Below are 21,603 nucleotides of genomic sequence, written 5' to 3' on the forward strand. Positions count from 1 at the left end.
CATGACCGCATCCTTGACCCAACCGGCCTTCCGCCGCCTCGGCATGAAGGCGCTGCTCGTGCAGCACGACATCGACGAACGCACGGCCACCGGGCGCGCCGCGACGGCGCTTGCCGAGGAGCTGCGCACCCGGCTCGTCGACGTCGTGATCGCGACGTCCGCCGACGACGCCTGTGCGGTCGTCGCCGCCGATCCGGCGATCCAGTGCCTGCTGCTCAACTGGGAACTCGGCAACGACGCCGGCCACGCACCCGCGCAGGCCGTGCTCGACGCAATGCGCGCGCGCAACGCGACCGTGCCCGTGTTCCTGCTCGCGAGCCGCGCGAGCGCATCCGCGATTCCCGTCGACGCGATGCGCAAGGCCGACGACTTCATCTGGATGCTGGAGGACACCACCGCGTTCATCGGCGGGCGGATCGTCGCCGCGATCGAACGCTACCGCGAGACCGTGCTGCCGCCGATGTTCCGCGCGCTCGCGAAATTCTCGCGCGTGTACGAATACTCGTGGCACACACCCGGTCACACGGGCGGCACCGCGTTCCTGAAATCGCCGGTCGGCCGCGCGTACTTCGAATTCTTCGGCGAGGCGCTGTTCCGCTCGGACCTGTCGATCTCGGTCGGCGAACTCGGCTCGCTGCTCGATCACTCCGGCCCGATCGGCGAAAGCGAACGCTACGCGGCGCGCGTGTTCGGCGCGCACCGCACGTATCACGTGACGAACGGCTCGTCGATGTCGAACCGCGTGATCCTGATGGCGAGCGTCACGCGCAACCAGGTCGCGCTGTGCGACCGCAACTGCCACAAGTCGGCCGAGCACGCGATGACGATGTCCGGCGCGATTCCGACCTACCTGATTCCGTCGCGCAACCATTACGGGATCATCGGGCCGATCATGCCCGAGCGGCTGACGGCCGCCGCGGTGCGGCTCGCGATCGACGCGAACCCGCTCGTGCGCGGCCGCGACGGCATCGACCCGACGCCCGTGCATGCGCTGATCACGAACTCGACATACGACGGCCTCTGCTACAACGTCGCGCGCGTCGAGGAACTGCTCGGGCAGAGCGTCGATCGATTGCATTTCGACGAGGCGTGGTACGGCTATGCGCGCTTCAACCCGATCTACCGCGACCGTCACGCGATGCACGGCGATCCGTCGCAGCACGACGCGAGCAAGCCGACGGTGTTCGCGACGCAATCGACGCACAAGCTGCTCGCCGCGCTGTCGCAGGCGTCGTTCATCCACGTCCGCGACGGCCGCAACCCGATCGAGCATGCGCGCTTCAACGAGGCGTACATGATGCATGCGTCGACGTCGCCGAACTACGCGATCATCGCGTCGAACGACGTAAGCGCCGCGATGATGGACGGCCCCGGCGGCGAGGCGCTGACGACCGACGCGATCCGCGAGGCCGTCGCGTTCCGCCAGATGCTTGCGCGCCTGCATGCGGAATGCGCGGAGAACAACGACTGGTTCTTCAACGGCTGGCAGCCCGACAACGTCGTCGATCGCAAGACGGGCCGCCGCGTGCGCTTCCACGAAGCGGACGAGACGCTGCTCGCCACCGACCCGTCGTGCTGGGTACTGCATCCGGGCGACACGTGGCACGGCTTCGGCGATCTCGAGGACGACTACTGCATGCTCGACCCGATCAAGGTGTCGATCGTCACGCCGGGCGTCGCATCGCACGGCGGGCTGATGCCGGTCGGCATTCCGGCATCGGTCGTCACCGCGTATCTCGACCGGCACGGGATCGTCGTCGAGAAAACGACCGACTTCACGATCCTGTTCCTGTTCTCGCTCGGCGTGACGAAGGGCAAGTGGGGCACGCTCGTCAACACGCTGCTCGATTTCAAGCGCGACTACGACGCGAACGCGCCGCTCGAACAGGCGCTGCCGGAACTCGTCGCGCACTATCCGGAACGCTACGGCAAGCTCGGCCTGCGCGACCTGTGCGACCTGATGTTCAGCGCGATGAGCGACCTGAAGACGACCGAGATGATGTCGCGCGGCTTCTCGACGCTGCCGAAGCCCGATTACAGCCCGGCCGAGGCGTTCGAGCATCTCGTGCACAACGACATCGAGATGCTGGAGCTGTCGGAGATGGAAGGCCGCACCGTCGCGACGGGCGTCGTGCCCTATCCGCCCGGCATTCCGCTGCTGATGCCCGGCGAGAACGCGGGGCCGGCCGACGGCCCGCTGCTCGGTTACCTGAAGGCGCTCGAGCAGTACGACCTGCGCTTCCCGGGCTTCACGCACGACACGCACGGTGTCGAAGTCGAGGATGGCGTGTACCGGATCGCGTGCATCAAGCAGAAGGCGCGCGACACCATTTCGCGCTGAGCCTGCACCGGCCGCGGTGGCACGCGGCCGTTCAGTACACGCGGCCGGTTGCTCCGGTCACCGGCCGCCTGCGCTTCACCGTCGCCGTCGGGTTGGAGGATGCATGCGCCGTATCACGGCGCGATCGCGTCGGCTGCTCGCATCGGCTTCGGAATCTCCAGGCATTCTTCCCGCGACCGGCCGCAGCGTCGCGACGGTGTCAGCCCGCGTCCGGCTCGGGCACGCGTGCGGCGGCCTCGATGCGAAACAGCAGCCGGTTGTCGAGCACATCCCAGATGTCGACCTCGCCCTGCCCGCCCATCGGCAGGCCGACGAACACGGGGCGCCCGCCGATCCAGCCGGCCTGGCTCTTGAACCACTTGCGCTCGCACCAGCCGCCACGATGCAACGCGAGGCGCTTGCCGCTGTCGACGTCGAACTCGCGCAACACGAATTTCGCGTCGCGCGCCAGCACGCGCGTGCCGTCGTCCGAAAACGCGCATGGAGAGCCGTTGTCCGCGCCGGGTATGTCGCAATCGGTCGCGCCATCCGTGCGCACCGTCAGCGCCGCGTCCCGCGCGAATGCGCGGCGATGCCGGCTGGCGCTCACCGCGAACGGAGCATCCTGGAAACGCTGGTCGGCCAGATCGTAATCGAGCACGTCGAGCGTGCCGTCGCCGGCGAGCGGCACGCGATAGAGCCGGTTGCGGATGCGCACCCACGCTTCGCGCGCGTCGGGCGACAGATGAACCCGTTCCAGATCGTCATAACGGCTGTCCGCCCGCCAGCACGCGTCCGCTGCACCGCTCGCGGCATCGACCCGGTAAAGTGTCGTGTTCTCCCAGTACGCGACAATCAGCGTCGACAACGACGCATCGGCCGACGCGCTCACCGGCACGTTGCGCAGTCGGTCCATGGCCGTCGCCTCCGTCTCGTCGGGCACGAACGGACGAGGCAGCGCAAACGACGCGACCACTTGCCGCTGCGCCAGATCCCAGATGTCGCAGAACCCGTCGCCGGCCACGACGAGTCGCGGTTCGCCCGTCTCGTCGCGCGTCCATTCGATCACGCACGCCCGGCGGGCGGCGTCCGACCCGGCGGGCGACGCCTGCCGGAACCCGTTCGCCGACACCGATTCGGGCGCCGGTCCGGCATCGGCCCGTGCTTCCGCTTCGGGCGCCACGTAGTCCGGCGGTACGTAGTCGGGCATCGGTGACCTGTCACGCGCGCGCCACGCAGCCAGCCATGCCTGATACACGTAGCGACGACTGCCGTCCGTGCCGATATCGGGTTGCTCCAGATGAAAGGCGGCCGGATCGACGCCGGGCAGCGGCACGAGTTCGGCGCCGTTGCAATAGACGTAGGCACGCGCGCGGTCCCGTGCGAAATACTCGGACAGGAACGTGAGCGTCGCTCCGTCGACGCCGCGCCGATACGGCTGGTTGTAGTGCAGCAATCGCCCCTGCCCGTCGCGCAGAAAGCCGTGACCGACCGGTTCGGCCGTCGGGGCGTCGAACCTGGCCTTCACTTCCTTGCCGAAATAGAACAGCCGGCCCCCCTCCCGCAGATGGTCGTCGCCGACGACTTCGATTCGTGCGGGATCGATGCCGCGCTTGCGTACCAGCATGCACAGCACGCCATTGCGATCCTTCGCATAGGTATCGTTCAGGATCTCGAACGTCTTGCCGTCGACCTTCGCGGCCTCCGCATGGCCGCGCCATTGCTGCCGATAGCAATGGTCGCCAGCCTGATACCACGGCCCGCCAAGATGCCGCCACTGCGCAGGATCGCCCGGAAGCGGCCCTCCGCGAAGAAAGCCCTTGTGGTACTCCGAATACGAATAGAGCCGCGAGCGGTCCGCGATGAATGAATCGCCGAGCCATCGGACCGTCCCCGCGTCCGGTTCGAGCAGCGGCAGGTCGTGCAGGTACACCTGATCGCCGATCACCCGGTATCCGCCGCCGAGTTCCCGCGTCGATACGTCCGCCGCGGCCTGCCCGATCAGCGCATGCCACCAGTACCCCTGCAATTCGGGACGCGCGGCGAAGAACGGCGACCAGTTGCGTTCCCATTGCTCGCGCGGGCCGGGATCATCCGCATGGCCGTAACGGTAGGGACGCGCGCGGTCGGTCGCCTGATCCTGCGCCACTTCATCCGCGCTGACAAAGCTCGCCGCATCGGCGCCTTCCACTGCCCGCCCGCCGTACCAGACGCGCTGTGCGTCGACCAGATACGCGCCGACCCAACGCAGCGTCGCGGGATCCGCGCCGCGCATGCGCTTGCCGTAGTGATACAGGTAACGGTCGTCATGCCCCCATGATTCGCTCAGCAGCCGAAAGCGCGCAGGCGACGCGCCGGCAAGTTTCCGGTTCTGAAAATAGACATGGTTCGCGTCGACGGCATGCGACTCGTCCAGCAGGCGAAACGTCGCGGCGTCGACGTCGAGCACGGTGAAGCGCAACCACGTGAAAGTGCACGCATAGGCACGCACGCCGTCCGTCGCCAGATACGGGGACAACGGCCGGAAGCTGTCGATCGCGATGCCTTCGATGAGGTTGCCGGCGCGGTCCCGCAGCGGGCCATCGTGGCAATAGACGTGCGCGTCATCGCGCATGAAGCCGAATCCGAGGTTCTCTCTGAGTGTCATGTTGTTGGTTTGTTGCGCTTTCGTCCGGAATGCCCCGGTCAGGCGGTGCGCCGCCGGGTACGAAAGCCACCGCGCAACAGCGCGGCGCTCAAGCGTCCTGCGATCTTACGCCACGATCCATCCCGCGCCGATACGCGGCCGGGCTCGTCGCCGCGACGCGCCGGAAATGCCGCCGCAGCGACTCCTCCGACCCGAACCCCGCGCGCGCCGCCACCTGCGCGAGCGACAGCGCGGGATGCGCTTCGAGCATGTCCTTCGCCACGTTCACGCGTTCGCGGATCAGCCATGCGAGCGGCGACATCCCCGTCGCGTCCGCGAACTGCCGCTGCAGCGTGCGCGTGCTCATCGCGGCCTGCGCGGCGAGCGACGCGAGCGTGTGCGGCTCGGCCGCGTGCACGCGCATCCAGTCGATCAGCTTCGCGAGCCGGTCGGTGCCGCCCGGCGCGACCGGGCGCGGCACGAACTGCGCCTGGCCGCCGTCGCGATGCGGCGGCAGCACGAGGCGCTGCGCGACCCGGTTCGCGATCGCGCCGCCGTGATCGCGGCGCACGAGATGCAGCAGCATGTCGAGCCCCGCCGCCGATCCGGCCGACGTGACGACCTGCCCTTCGTCGACGTAAAGCGCATCGGGATTCACGCGCAGCGCGGGATAACGCGCCTGCAGTTTCTCCGCATAGCGCCAGTGGGTCGTCACCGTGAGGCCGTCGAGCACGCCGGCCGCGGCCAGCACGAACACGCCCGAGCAGATCGAGCAAAGCCGCGCGCCACGGCGATGCGCGGCCCGCAGTTTCTTCAGCAACGGCTCCGGCGGCGGTTCGTCCGGATCGCGCCAGCCGGGAATCACGATGGTATCGGCGCGATCGAGCGTCGCGAGCCGATACGGCGCGGCGACCGTGATGCCGCCCGCCGCGCGCACGGGCCCCGGCTCGCTCGCGCAGACCGCGAAGCGATACCAGTCGACCCCGAGCTCGGGGCGTTCGAGCGCGAACAGTTCGACCACGCAGCCGAATTCGAAGGTGCAGAGGCGATCGTAGGCGAGCGCGACGACGAGATGATTGTGCATGGCGCGATGTTACCGGAACTTGTCGATCGCGCCACTGCCGCGACGGTCGCCGAACCGCGATACTGCCCATCATTCCACTGCGTTCCACGCAACCTTCAGGAGAACTTGACCATGTCCTACGTCACCGACGTCCCCGCTGCCGACAGCCCCGCCGCCCTCGCGCATTTCGAGGCGTCCTTGCGCTTCGAAACCGATTGCTGGGACGTGCACGACGCGCTCGCATCGGGTGCGCCCGATTTCGTACTGCTCGACGTGCGCGGCCCCGACCAGTTCGCCGCCGGCCACGTGCCCGGCGCGCGCAACCTGCCGCGCCGCAAGATCATCGAGAGCAAGCTCGCCGGCTATCCGGCCGGCACGCTGTTCGTCGTCTACTGCGCGGGCCCGCACTGCAACGGCGCCGCGCGCGCGGCGATCCAGCTCGCACGCCTGAGCCGGCCGGTCAAGCTGATGATCGGCGGCGTGACGGGCTGGCGTGACGAAGGTTTCGCGCTGAGCAACGAAATGCAGCCGGCGGACACCGAAGCTGGCTGATCATCATTAAAATCGCAACAATCAATTGTCTGCGCGCGGCCTGCACGCGAACGGAAAAAGCGCGACAATCGGCTCCATTGCAGTTCGGATGGAGCAGCAACATGCAGAACGCAGTCCTGATTCAAGTGGCCGGTTCGGTGGCCGCGATCGCGATCTATTTTCTGCCGGCGGTCATTGCCGACCGGCGTGGCCGGCACGACAAGCTGACGGTCGCGATGTTCAACGCGCTGTTCGGGTGGACCGGCATCGGCTGGCTGATGACGCTGTACTGGGCCTGCCAGCCGAACCCGCGCACCGATGTCGCGCAGACGATCCTCGCCAAGCGTCGCGGCATCAGCATGCGGACCTTTTCAACCGGTCTCGTCGAGCGCGTGCAGCGCCGTGTCGCCGCCCAGGAGCAATGGGCGGAAAAGCAAGGCTGCCGTTAAGTCCCTCTTTCCCGATCACCCTGCCGCGTCGAACTTCGGCATCCTGACGTTGGTCGACGCGCGGTAATGCCACGCCAGCCCGTCGTGCCGCGGCCCGCCGCCCGCACGCAGCCACGCCCCGAACGCCCCCGCTGTCACCGCCCGTGCGATCCGCTCGCCCGGGCAGCCATGCGGCCCCGTGCCGAAACCGAAATTCGGCCCGGCCGCGCGGCCCGGCATCAGCCGGTGCGGATCGCGATGCTCGGCCGGGTCGCGGTTCGCCGCGGCGAGCACGACGAGGATCGCGTCGCCGGCTTCGACGGTCACGCCCTCGATCGTCGTGCGCGACGCGACGAAGCGGCGCGTGTTCTGCACCGGTGAATCGAAGCGCCCGACTTCGGCAACGAACGCGTCGAGCGCGGCATCGTCCGGCACGACGCGCGCGGCGCTTGCGCCCGCTTTTAAGCCCGCTTCCAAGCTCGCTTCCGCGCCCCCATTCCACGCCACCAGCACATTGCCGAGCCAGGCGGCAGTCGCCTCGCATGTCTGCGACAGCAGCCCGACGAGGTTCGCGACCAGCGCGCCGCTTGCCTGCCAGCCCGCCGCACGGGCCGCCTGCTGCACGGCGGCGACGAGCGTGCCGTCGTGTGCACGCGTCTGCGCGACGCGCACCGTCATCCGGTCGAGCAACTGTCGCGCGGCGTCGCTCGCGCGGGCCAGCGCGTCGGCATCGGACAGCGGCGACAGCGCCGCGACGAAGTCGACCACCTCTGCCGCGATCGCGTCGAGCTGCGTCTCGTCGAAGCCCAGCAGATCGGCGACCGCGCAGACGGGCATCGTCATGCACCACGTGTCCAGCGCGCCGGCATCGCCCGGCGGCTGCAGGCGCCGCGCGGCGAGCTGCATCGCACGGTCGCGCAGCGCAGCCGTGTCGATCGGCGCGAACGCCGCGCGCAGCGCCTGCTTCGGCACGTCGTGCCGCAAAGCGCCGTCGTTCATGCGCACGAGCTCGCCGAACAGCGCGCCGGCCGTCGTGCCGCGCAACGCGGGCGGCACGGGCGCGTCCAGCGGGCGTACGCGGCAGGCCGGATGGCCGAGCACGGCCGTCACGGCGGCCGCGCGGCTCGCGACCCACAGGCCGAGCGTGGCGTCGAACGCGAGCGGCGGCCCGTCGACGAGCGCCGCATAGTAGGGATAGGGATCGCGGTGCGTAACCGCTGCGATGGGATCGGTCGGGTTCATGCAGACAGTATCGGCGGCGTGCACCGCCGCATGTTTCAGGCCGGCGTGAAATGTCGCGGTGCGGGCGCCGCGTGCCGCCGCATCGCGATGTCAGGTGATTGTCAGGCCGCCGACCGGTAGCGATGCGCCTGCATGCGCATGCGGACACGGCCGGCCGAAATCGCGCGCGGCTCCGGCACCACGGTGTCGTGAGGGAACATTTCCTGCCGGAATTCGCCGTGTTCGTCGAACCACTGGCAGATCAGCCAGTCGCCGTCGTCGAATACGACCGGCCCGGCATAGGTCACGGTCATGCGCGGCCCGCCCGTCTTCAGCGTCACGACATCGCCGACGCGAAACCTGACGCGTTGATTTTCTCGGATCGTCATCGCTCTCTCAGCATTTTTATATATCGATATTCCCGGCAGCTCACCAGCGGTTCATTCGAACGTGCCGCAGATTATCAATCAAAAAACCTGCCGGCAACTCCCCTTTTCAAAAATGTCATGATCGGGAAAATGCAACAATGCGCGCCATCGACGCGCCCGGCGGGTGTCCGGCCGCCCGATCCGGCGCGGCTTGCGCGCCGGACCCGGTCGAACGGGCGAAATGCGGAGAATAGACGATGTATTTTACGTCGTCACCGACGTTTAATTCCGACGTGAAATCGATTGATTATTGTCAATCAACTTTTCGATTGGGAACGATCCCACGATTTATTTACACTCATTCATCGAACAAAACCGGTGAATTATCCGGCGACGCAAACCAGCGGTTGATATCGCGCCCGGGAACGGCCGCTTGCGTGAACGTAAACGTGCCGTCCTGCGCCATCTCCTTCGCGGCACGCAGGAACGCGCCGAGCGCGGCCCGCGCCAGTGCGCCGCCGACACTCACGCGCTTCACGCCGAGCGCCGCCAGTGCGTCGACGCTCAGCAATCCGCCCTGCAGCCCCATCACGACGTTCACGGGTGCGCCGACCGCCCGCGTCACCGCCGCGATGTCGTCCGCATCGGTGATGCCCGGCGCATACAGCACGTCGGCGCCCGCGTCGCGATAGGCGACGAGCCGCGCGATCGTGTCGGCGAGGTCGTGGCGGCCGTGCAGGTAGTTTTCGCAGCGCGCGGTCAGCGTGAACGGAAACGGCAGCGCACGCGCCGCGTCGACGGCCGCCGCGATGCGCTCGACCGCCGCTTCGTGCGCATAGATCGGCGCGTCGGCGCGGCCCGTCGCATCCTCGATCGATCCGCCGACCGCGCCGGCCTCGGCCGCGAGCCGGATCGTCTCGGCCACCGTGTCGGGCGCATCGCCGAAGCCGTTCTCGAGGTCGGCGCTCACGGGCAGGCCGCCCGCGGCGGCGATCTCGGCGATGTGATCGAGCATCTCGCCGCGGTCGATCGCATAGTCGGGCCGGCCTTTCGAAAAGGCATAGCCGGCGCTGGTGGTCGCGAGCGCCTCGAAGCCGGCCATCGCGAGCAGGCGCGCGGTACCGGCGTCCCACGGGTTCGGGATGATGAAGGCGCCGGCGCGTGCATGCAGTGCGCGGAAGGCTTCGGCTTGGCGGACTTGAAGATCGGAACGGGTCATCGCGGGCTCCAGGAGGATGTCGACGGCCGAGCTTACGCCGATCGTGCACGCGACGTTTCAGCGTTCACCGAAATGTCGTCGCGCGACAGGGAAAAACCGATGCGCCGATTGCGCGCCGTAAGCCGGTTGCCGGTTGCCGGTTGCCGGTTGCCGGTTGCCGGTTGCCGGTTGCCGGTAACCGTAAGCTGGTAACAAGCAACCAGCAACGAGCGGGGCCTATACCGCCGCCCGCCCGCTGCCGACCGATAGCCACTTACCTTGCCGCCGGTGGCCCGCCGTCGATGCCGAGCAACACGTCGGTGACGGCTTCGGAGAAACGCATCGCGCGACCGTCGATCAGTACGCCGTCCGGATTCGACGGGTCCCGCGCGGCTTGCGGCACACCGTGCGCGAGCAGCACCCGCGCGCAAGCCTCCCAGTCGGCGGCACCGACATGCTCCGGTTCGTTGACGGATGCCCAGGACAATGTGCCGAGCGCATCGCTGTCGAACCCGTGCCTGTCACGCCAGTTCGCGCCGTGCTCGAGGAGGAACGCCAGCAAGCCCGCATCGCCGCGAAACACCGCGTGATTCAGCGCGCTCGCGTCCCAGTCGCCGCCCCGCGCCGCGATGGGCCAGCCCAGTTCGACCATGACCTTCACCGCATCGCCCGAGCCCCACGCGGCGGCATCCGGCAGCAGCCGCAGCCGCTCGCCGGGCAGCGCGCCAGGCAGTTCGGGATGCCGTGCCTGGATGCGTCGCGCATCGTCGGCGTCGGCGCGCGCGCAGGCCGCCACGAACGCATCCTCGGCGTCGAGCGTCTCTTCCGCGCCCGCCGCGCGCAACAACGCGGCGACCTCGGACAGCCCGGTCTGCATCGCCAGCCGGTACGCACTGACGCCCGCCGGGGTCCGCGCGCGGGGATCGGCGCCGGCCGCCAGCAGCGCGGCGACGTGGCGCGCCGAGCAGCGCACGCCGATCGCCCGCAACAACGGTGCGCCCCAGGTCTGCGCCAGCCCCTCGCCGGGCGGCTCGTTCGGGTCGCCGCCATGCGCGAGCAGCAGTTCGAGCGCGTCCGCCTCGCGCATGTCGAATGCGCGACGCAACGCATTCGTCCCGCTCACCCGCGCGCCGTGTTCGAGCAGCAGGCGCGTACAGGCCGGATTTTCGACCGAGTGATAGAGCGATTCGCCGTCGTTCGGGTCGGCGCCGGCTTCCAGCAGCATCGCGGTCAGAACCGGATCGCGATTGACGCCCGCGGCACCGTACAGCGCCGACAGCGGCCCCGCTTCGTCGGGCGCCGCGAGCGACGCCGGCGGAAACCGGTTGCCGATCCGCTGGTTCGGATCGGCGCCGGCATCGAGCAGATGACGCGCGCAGGCGCGCAGCCGGACGGCGAACCCGGGAATCTGCCCGAGCCGCGAATGCGTGACGGCAACCAGCGGCGGCAGCTTCAGCACGCCGCCGGCGCGCGCGATCCACCCGGGATCGGCGGCCAGCGCCGCCTTCACGGCATCGAGGTCGCCGGCCGCGCATGCGATGGTCGGATCGCTTGCCACGAGATCGGGCCGGTCGAGCAGCAGTTGCGCGGCGACACGCGGCCGGGCCGCGTCGAAACCGCCCGTCACGTCGGCGCCGTACGCCAGGTCGAGCCAGCGCCGGATCAACGCCGACCGCTGCTGCCCGGCAAGCGCGTGCGTTTCGACGAACGCGCCGAGATCGGCCCATGACGCGAAACCGTACTCGCGCGCAATGCACGACTGCGCATCGTGCAGCCGGAGCCCGAGCGCGAGCGCTTCGTCGTGCGTGCGGTTGGCGGCGGCGGGGAGAAAGCGGACAAAACGCGCGACGGCGTCGGCGTCACCCTGCCGGTACAGGCGCAACAATGCCTTGGCCTGCTTTTTCAGATGATCGGGATTGGCCCCGGGAGGCAGCTTTTTCATGCGAATCCTCGTGCAGTCATGGCCGAAGGTCCGCAATACCGCCAGCACAAAGGACAGGAGGAAGACTGGATTTGCTGCGACAGGTGGGTTGAACCCTTTCCGCGGACCCGGAAGCGACCTGCATCGCTGGTCGCTATCCTAGGCGACCGCCGGCGACCTCGTCAACCGGGCCGCTCCATGCGGCGATGCTCAGCCTGCAAGCCGCTTCGTCAGGAAAATGCGCGTGTGCCCGGCCGGATAATCCGGCAGTTCGCCGAATCGGACATAACCGCGTTTCTCGTAGAACGGCCGCGCCTGGAAGTCGAACGTGTCGAGCCACGCGCCCTGGCATCCGCGCGCGACGGCTTCCGCCTCGGCCAGATCCATGATGCGCGTGCCCGCACCCTGGCCGCGCGCGGCCTCGGGCACAACGAGCAGGTCGACATGCAGCCAGCCGTACGCCGTGCTGCCCCACAAGCCGCCGACTACCGTGCCTTCGGCGTCGGTCACGACCACGGCCAGCGCACGGAAGTCGTTCGGGCCCGCCTGGCTTTCGTTGAATCGGACGAGCGGCGCGACGATCTGCTTGCGAACGTTCACGTCGCCCGCGTCGGTCACCTCGTATGTGAACGTCATCGGTCGAACCTGGTTGAATCGGAAATGAGGAAGGTTGAACCCGCACGCACCGCGTCAGACGACGTAAGCGCCCTTCGCATGCAGCTCCGCTTCCGTGCGCTCGAGCGCGGCGATCGCATCGCTGCCTTCGAGCGCCAGCAACTGCGCGACCAGCGCTTCGGCCATCGCGTGCGCGGCCACCAGCGACGGGAAAAACGACGGGCTGTCGTGCGTGAAGATCAGTTGTGCGTCCGCGTGCAGCGCGATCGGCGACACCGCGCTGTCGGTGATCGCGACGATCCGGCTCCCCTGCGCCTTCGCGGCCTGCGCGACGCGCGTCGCTTCCGCCGAATACGGCGCGAAGCTGACGATGACGGTCACGCTCTGCTTCGCGATCGTCCGCAGCTCCATTTCGAGCGACCCGGCGACGCCGTTGAGCAGCGACACGGTCGGGCGGAACAGCCGGTAGCCGTACACGAAGCCGAATGCAACCGGGTAGCACGAGCGAAACCCCGCGACATGCACGTGCGACGCCTTGCGGATCAGTTTCGCGGCTTCGGCGAGCGCGTGCTCGTTCTGCGCGGCGGTGGCCGACAGGTTGTGTTGTTGCGCGGCGAGCAGGTCGTGCGCGAGCGACGCCTTCGCATCGGGCCGCACGAGCGAGCGCGCCCGCTGCGTGAGCGGCTCGGGGCGCGTGCGCACGCGCGCGACACACAGGTCGCGCAGCTCGTTCCAGCCGGGGAAGCCGAATTGCTGCGCGAGCCGCACGAGCGACGCGGGCTGCACCTGCGCGCGCTGTGCGACCTTGCGCATCGACGACGTGGCGACTTCGTCGGGATGATCGAGCAGGAAGGCCGCGCCCGCCTGGAATTGCGGGCTCAGCTCGGAAAATTGCGCCCGGATCCGGGACGCGAGTTCGTCGAAATTGGCGGCCATCTTGGTGTGAACGGGAACCGGTCGACCATGGTATCACCGGCCCCGTATGCACCGGTGCACCGGTCAGCGCAGCACTTCGACGTGATCGGCGTCGACCTTCACGCTGCCCGACCATTTGCGCTCGAATTCGCCGGTCACCTTCACTTCGTTCCGGTCGCTGACGGGCTGGCCGGCCGCCCACAGCTTGTGGTCGATCTCGACGCGGATCGTGCCCGTCGCATCGGCGAATTCGTAATCCTCGCCGCCGACATGCTTGACGATGCGCCCCTGCAACTGCACGTGCTGGTCGTCCTTGCCGTTCGCGAGCAGCTCCTTCACGGTCGTCGTGGTCAGCGTGGACGGCCCGGTATATTCCGCGTAAACGGCGGCGGGCAGCACGGCGAGCGCAACCGCCAGGATTCTCGTCAGGTGTTTCATGATCTCGGTCCTCTTCTTCGATGTGACGCCGCGCTCCGTTGAACGCGACGGCCCCAGATTACGGACCGTAAGATTAAGCAAACCTGAAGGTCGCGCCGCAGCGGCACGGTGCCGCACCGGGCCCGCGCGAAAGCCGGCCGCGCGCCCGTGTTTAAGCTCCCGCTAAGGCACGCGCGCTTATCATGGGAACCCCGGGCGCCATGGCGCCCCGTTGAAGAGACACGAATCCATGCGCGTACTGCTCGTCGAGGACGATCCGCTGATCGGCAGCGGGCTCGAACAGGGCCTCAAACAGGAAGGCTTCGCGGTCGACTGGGTGAAGGACGGCGACGCCGCGTCGCTCGCGTTGCGCGCGACCGGCTACGGCCTGCTGCTGCTCGATCTCGGGCTGCCGAACCGCGACGGCCTGTCGGTGCTCGCCGCGCTGCGCCGCCGCGACGAAAACCTCCCCGCGATCATCATCACCGCGCGCGACGGCGTGCCCGACCGCATCGCGGGCCTCGACAGCGGCGCGGACGACTATCTCGTCAAGCCGTTCGAACTCGACGAACTGCTCGCCCGCATCCGCGCGGTCAACCGCCGCCACGCGGGCCGCGCGCAGACGACCCTCGCGATCGGCTCGCTGCGGCTCGACCCCGTCAAGCACCTCGTCTGGCTCGGCGACGACGAAGTCACGCTGTCGCCGAAGGAGTTCGTGCTGCTGCACGAATTGATGCGCGACCCGGGCGCGGTGATTTCGCGCGAGCAGTTCGAGGAGCGGCTGTACAGCTGGGGCGAGGAAATCGAGAGCAACGCCGTGCAGGTGCACATCCACAACCTGCGCAAGAAGCTCGGCCACGACATGATCCGCACGGTGCGCGGCGTCGGCTACCGGATCGGTGACGGCGCATGACGCGCATGCAACACGCGATCGCACGCTGGCGCAACGCGTCGCTGCGGCGGCGCCTGCTGATGTGGCTGCTCCCGGCCGCGTGCGTGATCGGCCTCGTCGCGAGTGCCGGCACCTACTGGGGCGCGCTGCGCGAGCTCGACGACCTGCTCGACGACCAGATGCGCAGCATGTCGAAGCAGATCGTCGTCGGCCCGAACGGCGAGCTGTCGTTCAGCAACCGCGCCAGCGGCAAGCACGGTTTCGAGGCGAGCGATCCCGACGCCGTGCTGCTGCAGGTCTGGCGCAACGGCAAGCTCGTGTATTCGACCGACCGCGATTCGACCCTGCCGCCGCCCGAGCAGAAAGGCATCGCGAGCGTCGACGTCGGCGGCCAGCCGTGGCGCACCTACGTGACCGAACGCGGCGGCACGACGATCCGGCTCGCGCAGGCACGCCATGCGCGCTGGGAAGCGATCGCGGGTATCGCCGTGCACCTGCTGTGGCCCGTGTTCTCGATGCTGCCGCTGCTCGCGATCGGCCTGTGGTTCGGCATCGGCGCGGGATTGCGGCCGCTGCGCACGATCGCATCCGGCCTCAAACGCAGGAATGCGAACAATCTCGAGCCGGTCGACGTCGGCGCGATGCCGAACGAAGTCCGTCCGCTCGCCGAAGCGATCAACGACCTGCTCGCGCGCCTGGACCGTTCGTTCACGCTGCAACGGCACTTCATCGCCGATGCCGCGCACGAATTGCGCACGCCGATCATGGGCTTGTCGATCCAGTCGCAGCTGCTGCGGCGCGCGTCGACCGCCGAGGAACGCGAGCACATCCTCGCGCAGATCCATGCCGGCACGACGCGGCTCGGCCACCTCGCCGAACAGCTGCTGACGCTCGCGCGCCTCGAACCCGATGCGCAGGCGGTCGCCTCCGCGTCGGCGCCCGTCGATCTCGCCGCGCTGTGCCGGTCGGTGGTATCGGATCGCACGCGCGTCGCCGACGCGCACCGGATCGATCTCGGCGCGATCGTATCGACGCCCGTGATGACGTCGGGCAATGCCGACACGCTGCGCGTGCTGCTGAACAACCTCGTCGACAACGCGATCCGTTATGCGGGCGACGGCGCGCGTGTCGACGTGTCCGCGCGGCTCGACGGCACGACGCCCGTGCTCGAAGTTGCCGACGACGGCCCCGGTATCCCGGAAGCCGAACGCACCGACGTGTGGGAGCGTTTCTATCGCGGCGAAGGCGCGCAGGCCGTCACGTCGTCGGGCAGCGGGCTCGGGCTGTCGATCGTCAAGCGGATCGCCGAACAGCATCGCGCGACGGTCGCACTCGGCACGACACGCGGCGGGCGCGGGCTGACCGTCACGGTGCGCTTTCCGCTGCCGGCCTGACGCCGCGCGACACACGACACGCAGCTTTTCCACAGATTGTGTTGGCAAGCTTGTGGACAACCTTTCATTAACGGCATCAAGCCATTGATCGGAAAGGGTTTGTCAGGGCTGCGTCGGAAATGCGCCGCCCGGGTCACTCATGCTCCCCGCTCAGTTGTCGAAGACGATCCGCTCGACTCGCAGGCCGGTCGAGGTTTCGAGAATGCTGGCGTATTTCTTCACGACGCAAAACAGGCGGCCCTTGGGATAGTCGTCCGGCCGTTGCCGGGTGCGATCCTCGGTGTGGACGACCACGGTACCGTCGAACGGATGCGCGCCGACGTGTTCACCCATGAAATAGAGCTGACCGTTCAGTTGGTAATAGCCGTGCCCGAGGTACCAGAACGAATCGCTCCCCGTGGCGATCCGGTCAGCGCCCAGATAGATCCCGTCCCCCTTCCGGACGATCGCGTAGAACAGCAAGCCGATTTTCGGCTCGATGATCGTGTAGTGATTGGCGCGGATGTCGTCGACTACCTTGTCGCGTAGTGCGTCGCCCATGTATTCGGCCGTGCCGAAATACGCGGTCTCGTATCGGGCCGGCAGGCACGCGTGTGCAGGCGTTCCGCATGCGATCGCCAGCAGCGGCACGGCGACCGTTTTCCAGATGGTTCTCACTGATTCTCTCCAGGTTCTTTGTAGTTGGCCCGCCATCCGTCGCGGCAAATGTTACCGGTGCCGGATCGCGTTGCCAGTTTACCGGCCTGACTACGCTCAGTGACGCTCATTCGCCAATTTGACAACCAGTTGTCCATTGCGTAAAGTAGTTGTCAATTCATCACGCGTATCGAACATGACGAAATCCGCGAAGTTGACCACCGTCGCGCTGTCCGTATTCCGGTTGAACGGCCTGCTGATCGAATGGGGCAACACCTTTGCCGGCCCGCACGGGCTGACCAGTGCGCGCTGGCAGGTGCTGGGTGCCATCGCGATGGCACCGGTTGCCCCGAACATCCCGCAGATCGCCGAAGCAATGGGCATCACGCGGCAGGCCGTGCTGAAACAGGTCAACGTGCTGACCGACGAAGGGCTCGTCCAGTCGCTACCCAATCCGGCGCACAAGCGCTCGCCTCTGTATGCGCTGACGCCGCGTGGCGATGCGGCCTATCAGGCCGTGGTCGGGGAGTGGCAACAGCATGTCCGCGACATCGCCGGCGACTTCAGTTCGGCTGACCTGGACGCGGCGATCCGCGTGCTGTCAGCGATGTCCAGCGCACATGGCGCCGATGCACCGACGTGAGTGCTCAATCGCGCCCGCCCCCCTCACCCGAAGGAGTTCCCATGCCTCAATTCAAGCCGATGGATCCGGCCTTTCCGATCCAGCAACAGATCGGCATCGACGCCGAGCCGGTCGTTCTCGTCAACCTGTTCACGTTGGCCCCCGCCGACGAAGCGGACTTTCTCTCCGTGTGGAAGGACGATGCCGAATTCATGAAGCAGCAACCGGGATTCATCTCGACCCAGCTTCATCGCGCGCTCGGCGACAGTCCGACTTACCTGAACTACGCGATCTGGGAATCGACCGAAGCATTTCGCGCGGCCTTCACGCACCCCGGGTTCGTGGCCAAGCTGTCGGCCTATCCGTCGTCCGCCGTCGCGAGCCCGCACCTGTTCCAGAAAGTCGGCGTGGCCGGCATCTGCACTGCGTGAGTGCCCGCACGCATCGCGGCAACACGTGGCATCCGCGGGTGTCCTGCGCGTCGCGCACGCACCCCGACTTCTCCACAGAAAATGTTGGCAAGCTTGTGGATATCCTGCGCACCGCAACGCTAAACCCTTGATCCGATGGACTTTGGCACGCGTGATGCAGACGCGGCCCCGGTGACGGCCGCCGCGTCCACCGCTTCGCCGCACTTCGCATCACGACGCCACGACGATGCACGTCGCAGCCGGCGCACACGTGCCGGCCATGCGCTGCGCGACTTACCCACAGATTTTGTTGGCAAGCTTGTGGATATCCTGCGCACGCGTGCGCTAACCCGTTGATCGGCTTAGGGTTCATGCGCCGCGTCACGGTTGCGGCAGCGTGCGGCCCGGACATGCGTGAATGCGGACAATCCCGCGCGACAGACGCGCCGCCACCGTGCACCGCTCTCGCCTTGACGCTCGCGCCCGCCGCGCGTCAAGATCACGCGAGCCGCACGCGGCCGTGCATCGCCGGCTTCGCGCGACGGCTCAACGGGCCGGCCGTTCCGCCCGACACATCACTCCGAGGAAGGCCATGGAACACTTCACCGCGTGGCAGCTGGTCGTCTCACTCGTGCTCGTCGCCGTCGTCGTTTATCCGTACGTCCGCATCGTCCGGCGCACCGGGCATTCGGGCTGGTGGATCCTGACGATGTTCGTCCCGATCCTGAACTTCGTCATGTTGTGGGTGTTCGCGTTCGTGCGCTGGCCCACGGTCGACGATCGGCAGCCCTGACCGTCGCCGCCGCGGCCGCCGGGCTTGTCCACAATTTTTGTTGGCAAGCATGTGGATAGCCTGCGCATACCGCGATCAAGCGCTTGATCCGAAAGACTTTGTCCGCGCCGCCTCAAATGCGGCACGCGGCAGGCAAAGTGCCGCTCGCACGTCGTCGCGCCACGTGACGGGCCGCCTTCCGCGCGGGCGAACCGGCTTGTCCACAGATTGTGTTGGCAAGCGTGTGGATAGCCTGCGCATACCGCGACCAAGCGCTTGATCCGAAAGACTTTGTCCGCGCCGCCTCAAATGTGGCACGCCGGCCCGCGCCACGCCGGGCGCGGCCGCGCGCGGGCTTGTCCACAATTTTTGTTGGCAAGCATGTGGATATCCTGAGCATGCGTGACCTAAGTCGTTGATCGCACAACGTTTGATCGCGCGGGTCACGGCTGCGGCACGGCCCGCCCGCGCATCGCATCACACACGCGCACCGACCGCCCGCGTCAACCGAAGGCCTGAACCACGATGCGCGCGACCGACGCGATCACGTCGTCCTTCGCGCGCGCATCGGCACGCGCCTGCGTGTAGTACACGGCCACCGCGATCGGCTCACGCGACGGCGACCACACGACACCCGCGTCGTTGGTCGTCCCGTAGTCGCCGGTGCCCGTCTTGTCACCGACCGTCCACCCGGCCGGCACGCCCGCGCGGAGCCGCTTGTCGCCCACCTTGTTGCCACGCATCCACGCAACGAGCTGCGCACGCTGCGCGGCCGGCAGCGCATCGCCGACCATCAGCACGCGCATGCTCGCGGCCATCGCGGCCGGCGTCGTCGTGTCGCGCAGGTCGCCCGGCAGCGCGGTATTCAGTTCGGTCTCCCATCGATCGAGCCTGAACGTGTCGTCGCCGATCGAGCGCGCGTAGGCCGTCACCGCCGACGGGCCGCCGAGCAGCTCCATCAGCAGGTTCGCGGCCGAGTTGTCGCTGTACTGGATCGCGGCCTCGCACAGCGCGGCGACCGTCATGCCCTCGCCGACATGCTTCTCCGACACCGGCGAATAGTTGACGAGATCGGCCCGGGTATACGTCACGCGCTGTTGCAGCAACGCCGGACGCTCGACGCTCTGCGCCAGCACCGCCGCACTCAGCATCGCCTTGAACGTGCTGCAGAACGGGAAGCGTTCGTCCGCGCGATGCGCGATGACGCGGCCGCTCGCCGCGTCGATCGCGCACACGCCGAGGCGGCCGCCCACGCTGCTTTCGAGCTCGGCCAGCATCTGCCCGGCGGCGGCAGGCGCCACGGCCGCCGCAGCGGCCGCGGCGGCGGCGCTTGCCTCGTCGGGCGCGGCGGCCTGTCGCGACGCGCACGCGGTGACGGTAAGAACGAGCGGCGCCGTCGCGGCGGCCAGCAACAGGGTTCGACGTTTCGATGAGTAGGTCATGTCGGTTGTCTCGTGATGGAATGGAGGCGAATCGATAGTGAAAACGGCCGGCCGCCGAGACAGCACTATCGTGACTTTACGGTTGCCTGACAAGCAACGATAATTGAGCGCTGACAAAAGAAAATCTTATGACCAAGCTCCGCCCTCATCTTCCGCTCAATGCCCTGCGCGCGTTCGAATCGTCGGCGCGCCACCTGAACTTCACGCGCGCCGGCCTCGAGCTGAGCGTGACCCAGGCCGCGGTCAGCCAGCAGGTGCGCTCGCTCGAGGAGCGGCTCGGCTGCACGCTGTTCACGCGGCTGCCGCGCGGCCTCGGGCTCACCGACGAGGGGCGCGCGCTGCTGCCCGTGCTGAGCGACGCGTTCAGCCGCATCGAGACGGTGCTCAAGCAGTTCGACGGCGGGCGCTTCCACGAGGTGCTGTCGCTCGGCGTTGTCGGCACCTTTGCCATAGGTTGGCTAATGCCACGGTTGAAGCAGTTCGGCGATACGCACCCGTTCGTCGAGCTGCGGCTGCGGACCAACAACAACGTCGTCGATCTCGCCGCCGAGGGCCTCGACTTCGCGATCCGCTTCGGGGAAGGCAGCTGGCCGGCGACGCGCAACGAGCACCTGCTCGACGCGCCGCTCACCGCGCTGTGCGCGCCGGACATCGCGCGACGCCTCGCGCAACCGGCCGATCTCGCGAACGAAACGCTGCTGCGCTCGTACCGCACCGACGAATGGCTCGGCTGGTTCGACGCCGCGCAGCTCGCGCCATGGGCGGTCAACGGGCCCGTGTTCGATTCGTCGCGGCTGATGGTCGAGGCCGCGATGCAGGGCGCGGGCGTCGCGCTCGCGCCGGCATGCATGTTCGTACGCGAACTTCAGCTCGGCCTGCTCGCACGGCCGTTCGACATCGACGTGCGCGCCGGCGGCTACTGGCTCACCTCGCTGAAGTCGAAGCCGCTCACGCCGGCAATGACGCTCTTTCGCGACTGGATCGTGGCCGAAGCAGCCGCCGCGGCGCAGGCCGAATGACACGGCTCCGCTTGTCCACAGAAAGTGTTGGCAAGGATGTGGATATCCTGGGTACCCGGGGCGTAAGCCGTTGATCGCGCACGAATTAGCGTGCGGACGCAGACATCGGGCAGCCCGTGTGCACCGGGCTTCTCGAGCGGGCCCCTCGGCGGCCCGATCCTCAACTGTCGCGACGCAATCGATTGCGAGTTATCCACAGAATATGTTGGCAAGCCTGTGGATATCCCGCCGATGCGGCGCGTAACACGCTGATACAAAAGGGGATTCGATACCAGGACCTTGCGCGGTCAACCGTGTGGCACCGCACACGCTTTCGCACGGCACGCGCCGCACCTCCGGCCCGGGGCCGGACGGTTCTCCACAGATTGTGTTGGCAAGCTTGTGGATATCCTGCGCATCGGCCACCTAACTCATTGAGCGCACGGGGTTTTGTGCTTCGTCTGCGGAATCGGGCAGCGCCGGCGCAGCCCTTTCGGCCAACGCCGGCGCCAGCCGCGCATCAATGCCGGTCAAGCCCGCCGCGCAGTTCGCTCGCCTTGTCGCGCAGCGCCTCGTAACCCGAGCGCGCGTGCTCGGGCAGGTCGGGATCGCCGATCAGCGCGCCGAGCGTTTCGATCAGGCTGAACAGAATGCCTTTCGCCGCGCCGACCGCGATGCTCTGCGATTCGATCGACTTGTGCAGGTGGTCGACCGCCGCTTCCAGATTCTCGAGCTTGTGCTCGCCGTCGTCGGGCCGGTTGTCGGTCGTCATCGTTTACCTCCGCCATCGTTCAAGGGTCATGTCACGATTCTA

21 protein-coding genes are annotated in these 21,603 nt (G+C 67.8%); 9 read left to right on the top strand and 12 right to left on the bottom strand.

What is annotated here, in order from left to right; all coding sequences use genetic code 11:
• Position 1 precedes the first annotated feature (1 nt).
• On the top strand, positions 2-2,341 hold the full coding sequence (locus AB3K92_RS19355) for an Orn/Lys/Arg decarboxylase N-terminal domain-containing protein (protein WP_069254833.1): 2,340 nt from the start codon (positions 2-4) through the stop codon (positions 2,339-2,341).
• A gap of 199 nt (positions 2,342-2,540) precedes the next feature.
• Here AB3K92_RS19355 and AB3K92_RS19360 read toward each other — a convergent pair whose 3' ends face one another.
• Both AB3K92_RS19360 and ftrA read right to left on the bottom strand, forming a co-directional pair.
• Positions 2,541-4,967, bottom strand: a complete 2,427-nt coding sequence (locus AB3K92_RS19360; RefSeq protein ID WP_369465632.1) for a DKNYY domain-containing protein — start codon at positions 4,965-4,967, stop codon at positions 2,541-2,543.
• Between the two features lie 88 nt (positions 4,968-5,055).
• The gene (ftrA, locus tag AB3K92_RS19365; protein WP_048023311.1) at positions 5,056-6,030 is read right to left on the bottom strand and encodes a transcriptional regulator FtrA; all 975 of its coding nucleotides are present in this window, start codon (positions 6,028-6,030) and stop codon (positions 5,056-5,058) included.
• A gap of 111 nt (positions 6,031-6,141) precedes the next feature.
• Here ftrA and AB3K92_RS19370 point away from each other — a divergent pair, with 111 nt between their 5' ends.
• On the top strand, positions 6,142-6,561 hold the full coding sequence (locus tag AB3K92_RS19370) for a rhodanese-like domain-containing protein (RefSeq protein ID WP_318827320.1): 420 nt from the start codon (positions 6,142-6,144) through the stop codon (positions 6,559-6,561).
• Between the two features lie 101 nt (positions 6,562-6,662).
• Positions 6,663-6,989 (top strand): superinfection immunity protein, encoded by a 327-nt coding sequence (locus AB3K92_RS19375; protein ID WP_011354384.1) that lies wholly within the window; start codon positions 6,663-6,665, stop codon positions 6,987-6,989.
• A 15-nt stretch (positions 6,990-7,004) separates the two neighbouring features.
• Here the strand turns inward: AB3K92_RS19375 and AB3K92_RS19380 are convergent, their stop codons facing one another.
• The 7 genes from AB3K92_RS19380 to AB3K92_RS19410 form a co-directional block, all read right to left on the bottom strand.
• On the bottom strand, positions 7,005-8,210 hold the full coding sequence (locus tag AB3K92_RS19380) for a cytochrome P450 (protein WP_318827321.1): 1,206 nt from the start codon (positions 8,208-8,210) through the stop codon (positions 7,005-7,007).
• Between the two features lie 101 nt (positions 8,211-8,311).
• Positions 8,312-8,578 (bottom strand): YodC family protein, encoded by a 267-nt coding sequence (locus AB3K92_RS19385; protein ID WP_021164209.1) that lies wholly within the window; start codon positions 8,576-8,578, stop codon positions 8,312-8,314.
• A 337-nt stretch (positions 8,579-8,915) separates the two neighbouring features.
• Entirely contained in the window at positions 8,916-9,776 is an 861-nt protein-coding gene (locus AB3K92_RS19390; RefSeq protein WP_060331482.1) for an oxaloacetate decarboxylase, read from the bottom strand.
• A gap of 253 nt (positions 9,777-10,029) precedes the next feature.
• On the bottom strand, positions 10,030-11,697 hold the full coding sequence (locus AB3K92_RS19395; RefSeq protein WP_059555247.1) for an ankyrin repeat domain-containing protein: 1,668 nt from the start codon (positions 11,695-11,697) through the stop codon (positions 10,030-10,032).
• Positions 11,698-11,886: 189 nt separating this feature from the next.
• Complete coding sequence (locus AB3K92_RS19400; RefSeq protein WP_318827322.1) at positions 11,887-12,312, bottom strand: GNAT family N-acetyltransferase; 426 nt, start codon at positions 12,310-12,312, stop codon at positions 11,887-11,889.
• A 54-nt stretch (positions 12,313-12,366) separates the two neighbouring features.
• Positions 12,367-13,227, bottom strand: coding sequence for a MurR/RpiR family transcriptional regulator (locus AB3K92_RS19405; protein WP_021159885.1), 861 nt, complete (start codon positions 13,225-13,227; stop codon positions 12,367-12,369).
• Positions 13,228-13,290: 63 nt separating this feature from the next.
• Positions 13,291-13,644, bottom strand: a complete 354-nt coding sequence (locus tag AB3K92_RS19410; RefSeq protein ID WP_021159886.1) for a YgiW/YdeI family stress tolerance OB fold protein — start codon at positions 13,642-13,644, stop codon at positions 13,291-13,293.
• Positions 13,645-13,873: 229 nt separating this feature from the next.
• On the opposite strand from AB3K92_RS19410, the gene AB3K92_RS19415 reads away from it, so the two are divergent.
• Positions 13,874-14,536, top strand: coding sequence for a response regulator (locus tag AB3K92_RS19415; protein WP_318827323.1), 663 nt, complete (start codon positions 13,874-13,876; stop codon positions 14,534-14,536).
• Positions 14,533-15,909, top strand: coding sequence for an ATP-binding protein (locus AB3K92_RS19420; RefSeq protein ID WP_021159888.1), 1,377 nt, complete (start codon positions 14,533-14,535; stop codon positions 15,907-15,909). Before AB3K92_RS19415 ends, AB3K92_RS19420 begins: the two co-directional genes overlap by 4 nt.
• A 150-nt stretch (positions 15,910-16,059) precedes the next feature.
• Here the strand turns inward: AB3K92_RS19420 and AB3K92_RS19425 are convergent, their stop codons facing one another.
• On the bottom strand, positions 16,060-16,566 hold the full coding sequence (locus AB3K92_RS19425) for a hypothetical protein (protein WP_318827324.1): 507 nt from the start codon (positions 16,564-16,566) through the stop codon (positions 16,060-16,062).
• Between the two features lie 175 nt (positions 16,567-16,741).
• On the opposite strand from AB3K92_RS19425, the gene AB3K92_RS19430 reads away from it, so the two are divergent.
• The 3 genes from AB3K92_RS19430 (at position 16,742) to AB3K92_RS19440 (ending at position 18,370) form a co-directional block, all read left to right on the top strand.
• On the top strand, positions 16,742-17,188 hold the full coding sequence (locus AB3K92_RS19430; protein WP_059488328.1) for a MarR family winged helix-turn-helix transcriptional regulator: 447 nt from the start codon (positions 16,742-16,744) through the stop codon (positions 17,186-17,188).
• Positions 17,189-17,229: 41 nt separating this feature from the next.
• Positions 17,230-17,598 carry an antibiotic biosynthesis monooxygenase gene (locus tag AB3K92_RS19435; RefSeq protein WP_048026313.1) on the top strand — a complete coding sequence of 123 codons (369 nt, stop codon included), beginning with the start codon at positions 17,230-17,232 and terminating at the stop codon, positions 17,596-17,598.
• 571 nt (positions 17,599-18,169) lie between these two features.
• Positions 18,170-18,370: a membrane protein gene (locus tag AB3K92_RS19440; RefSeq protein ID WP_027789587.1), complete on the top strand. Its 201-nt coding sequence runs from the start codon at positions 18,170-18,172 to the stop codon at positions 18,368-18,370.
• Positions 18,371-18,852: 482 nt separating this feature from the next.
• Here AB3K92_RS19440 and blaPEN-bcc read toward each other — a convergent pair whose 3' ends face one another.
• On the bottom strand, positions 18,853-19,791 hold the full coding sequence (blaPEN-bcc, locus tag AB3K92_RS19445; protein WP_369465633.1) for a PEN family class A beta-lactamase, Bcc-type: 939 nt from the start codon (positions 19,789-19,791) through the stop codon (positions 18,853-18,855).
• Between the two features lie 128 nt (positions 19,792-19,919).
• Here blaPEN-bcc and penR point away from each other — a divergent pair, with 128 nt between their 5' ends.
• A complete protein-coding gene (gene penR / locus AB3K92_RS19450; RefSeq protein WP_059488332.1) occupies positions 19,920-20,810 on the top strand; it encodes a beta-lactamase transcriptional regulator PenR in 891 nt (296 codons plus the stop codon).
• Between the two features lie 499 nt (positions 20,811-21,309).
• Here the strand turns inward: penR and AB3K92_RS19455 are convergent, their stop codons facing one another.
• Positions 21,310-21,561, bottom strand: a complete 252-nt coding sequence (locus tag AB3K92_RS19455) for a hypothetical protein (RefSeq protein WP_006482135.1) — start codon at positions 21,559-21,561, stop codon at positions 21,310-21,312.
• Between the last annotated feature and the right edge of the window lie 42 nt (positions 21,562-21,603).

Origin of the sequence: Burkholderia sp. Bmkn7, assembly GCF_041103175.1 — a bacterium.
GTDB lineage: Bacteria > Pseudomonadota > Gammaproteobacteria > Burkholderiales > Burkholderiaceae > Burkholderia > Burkholderia cepacia.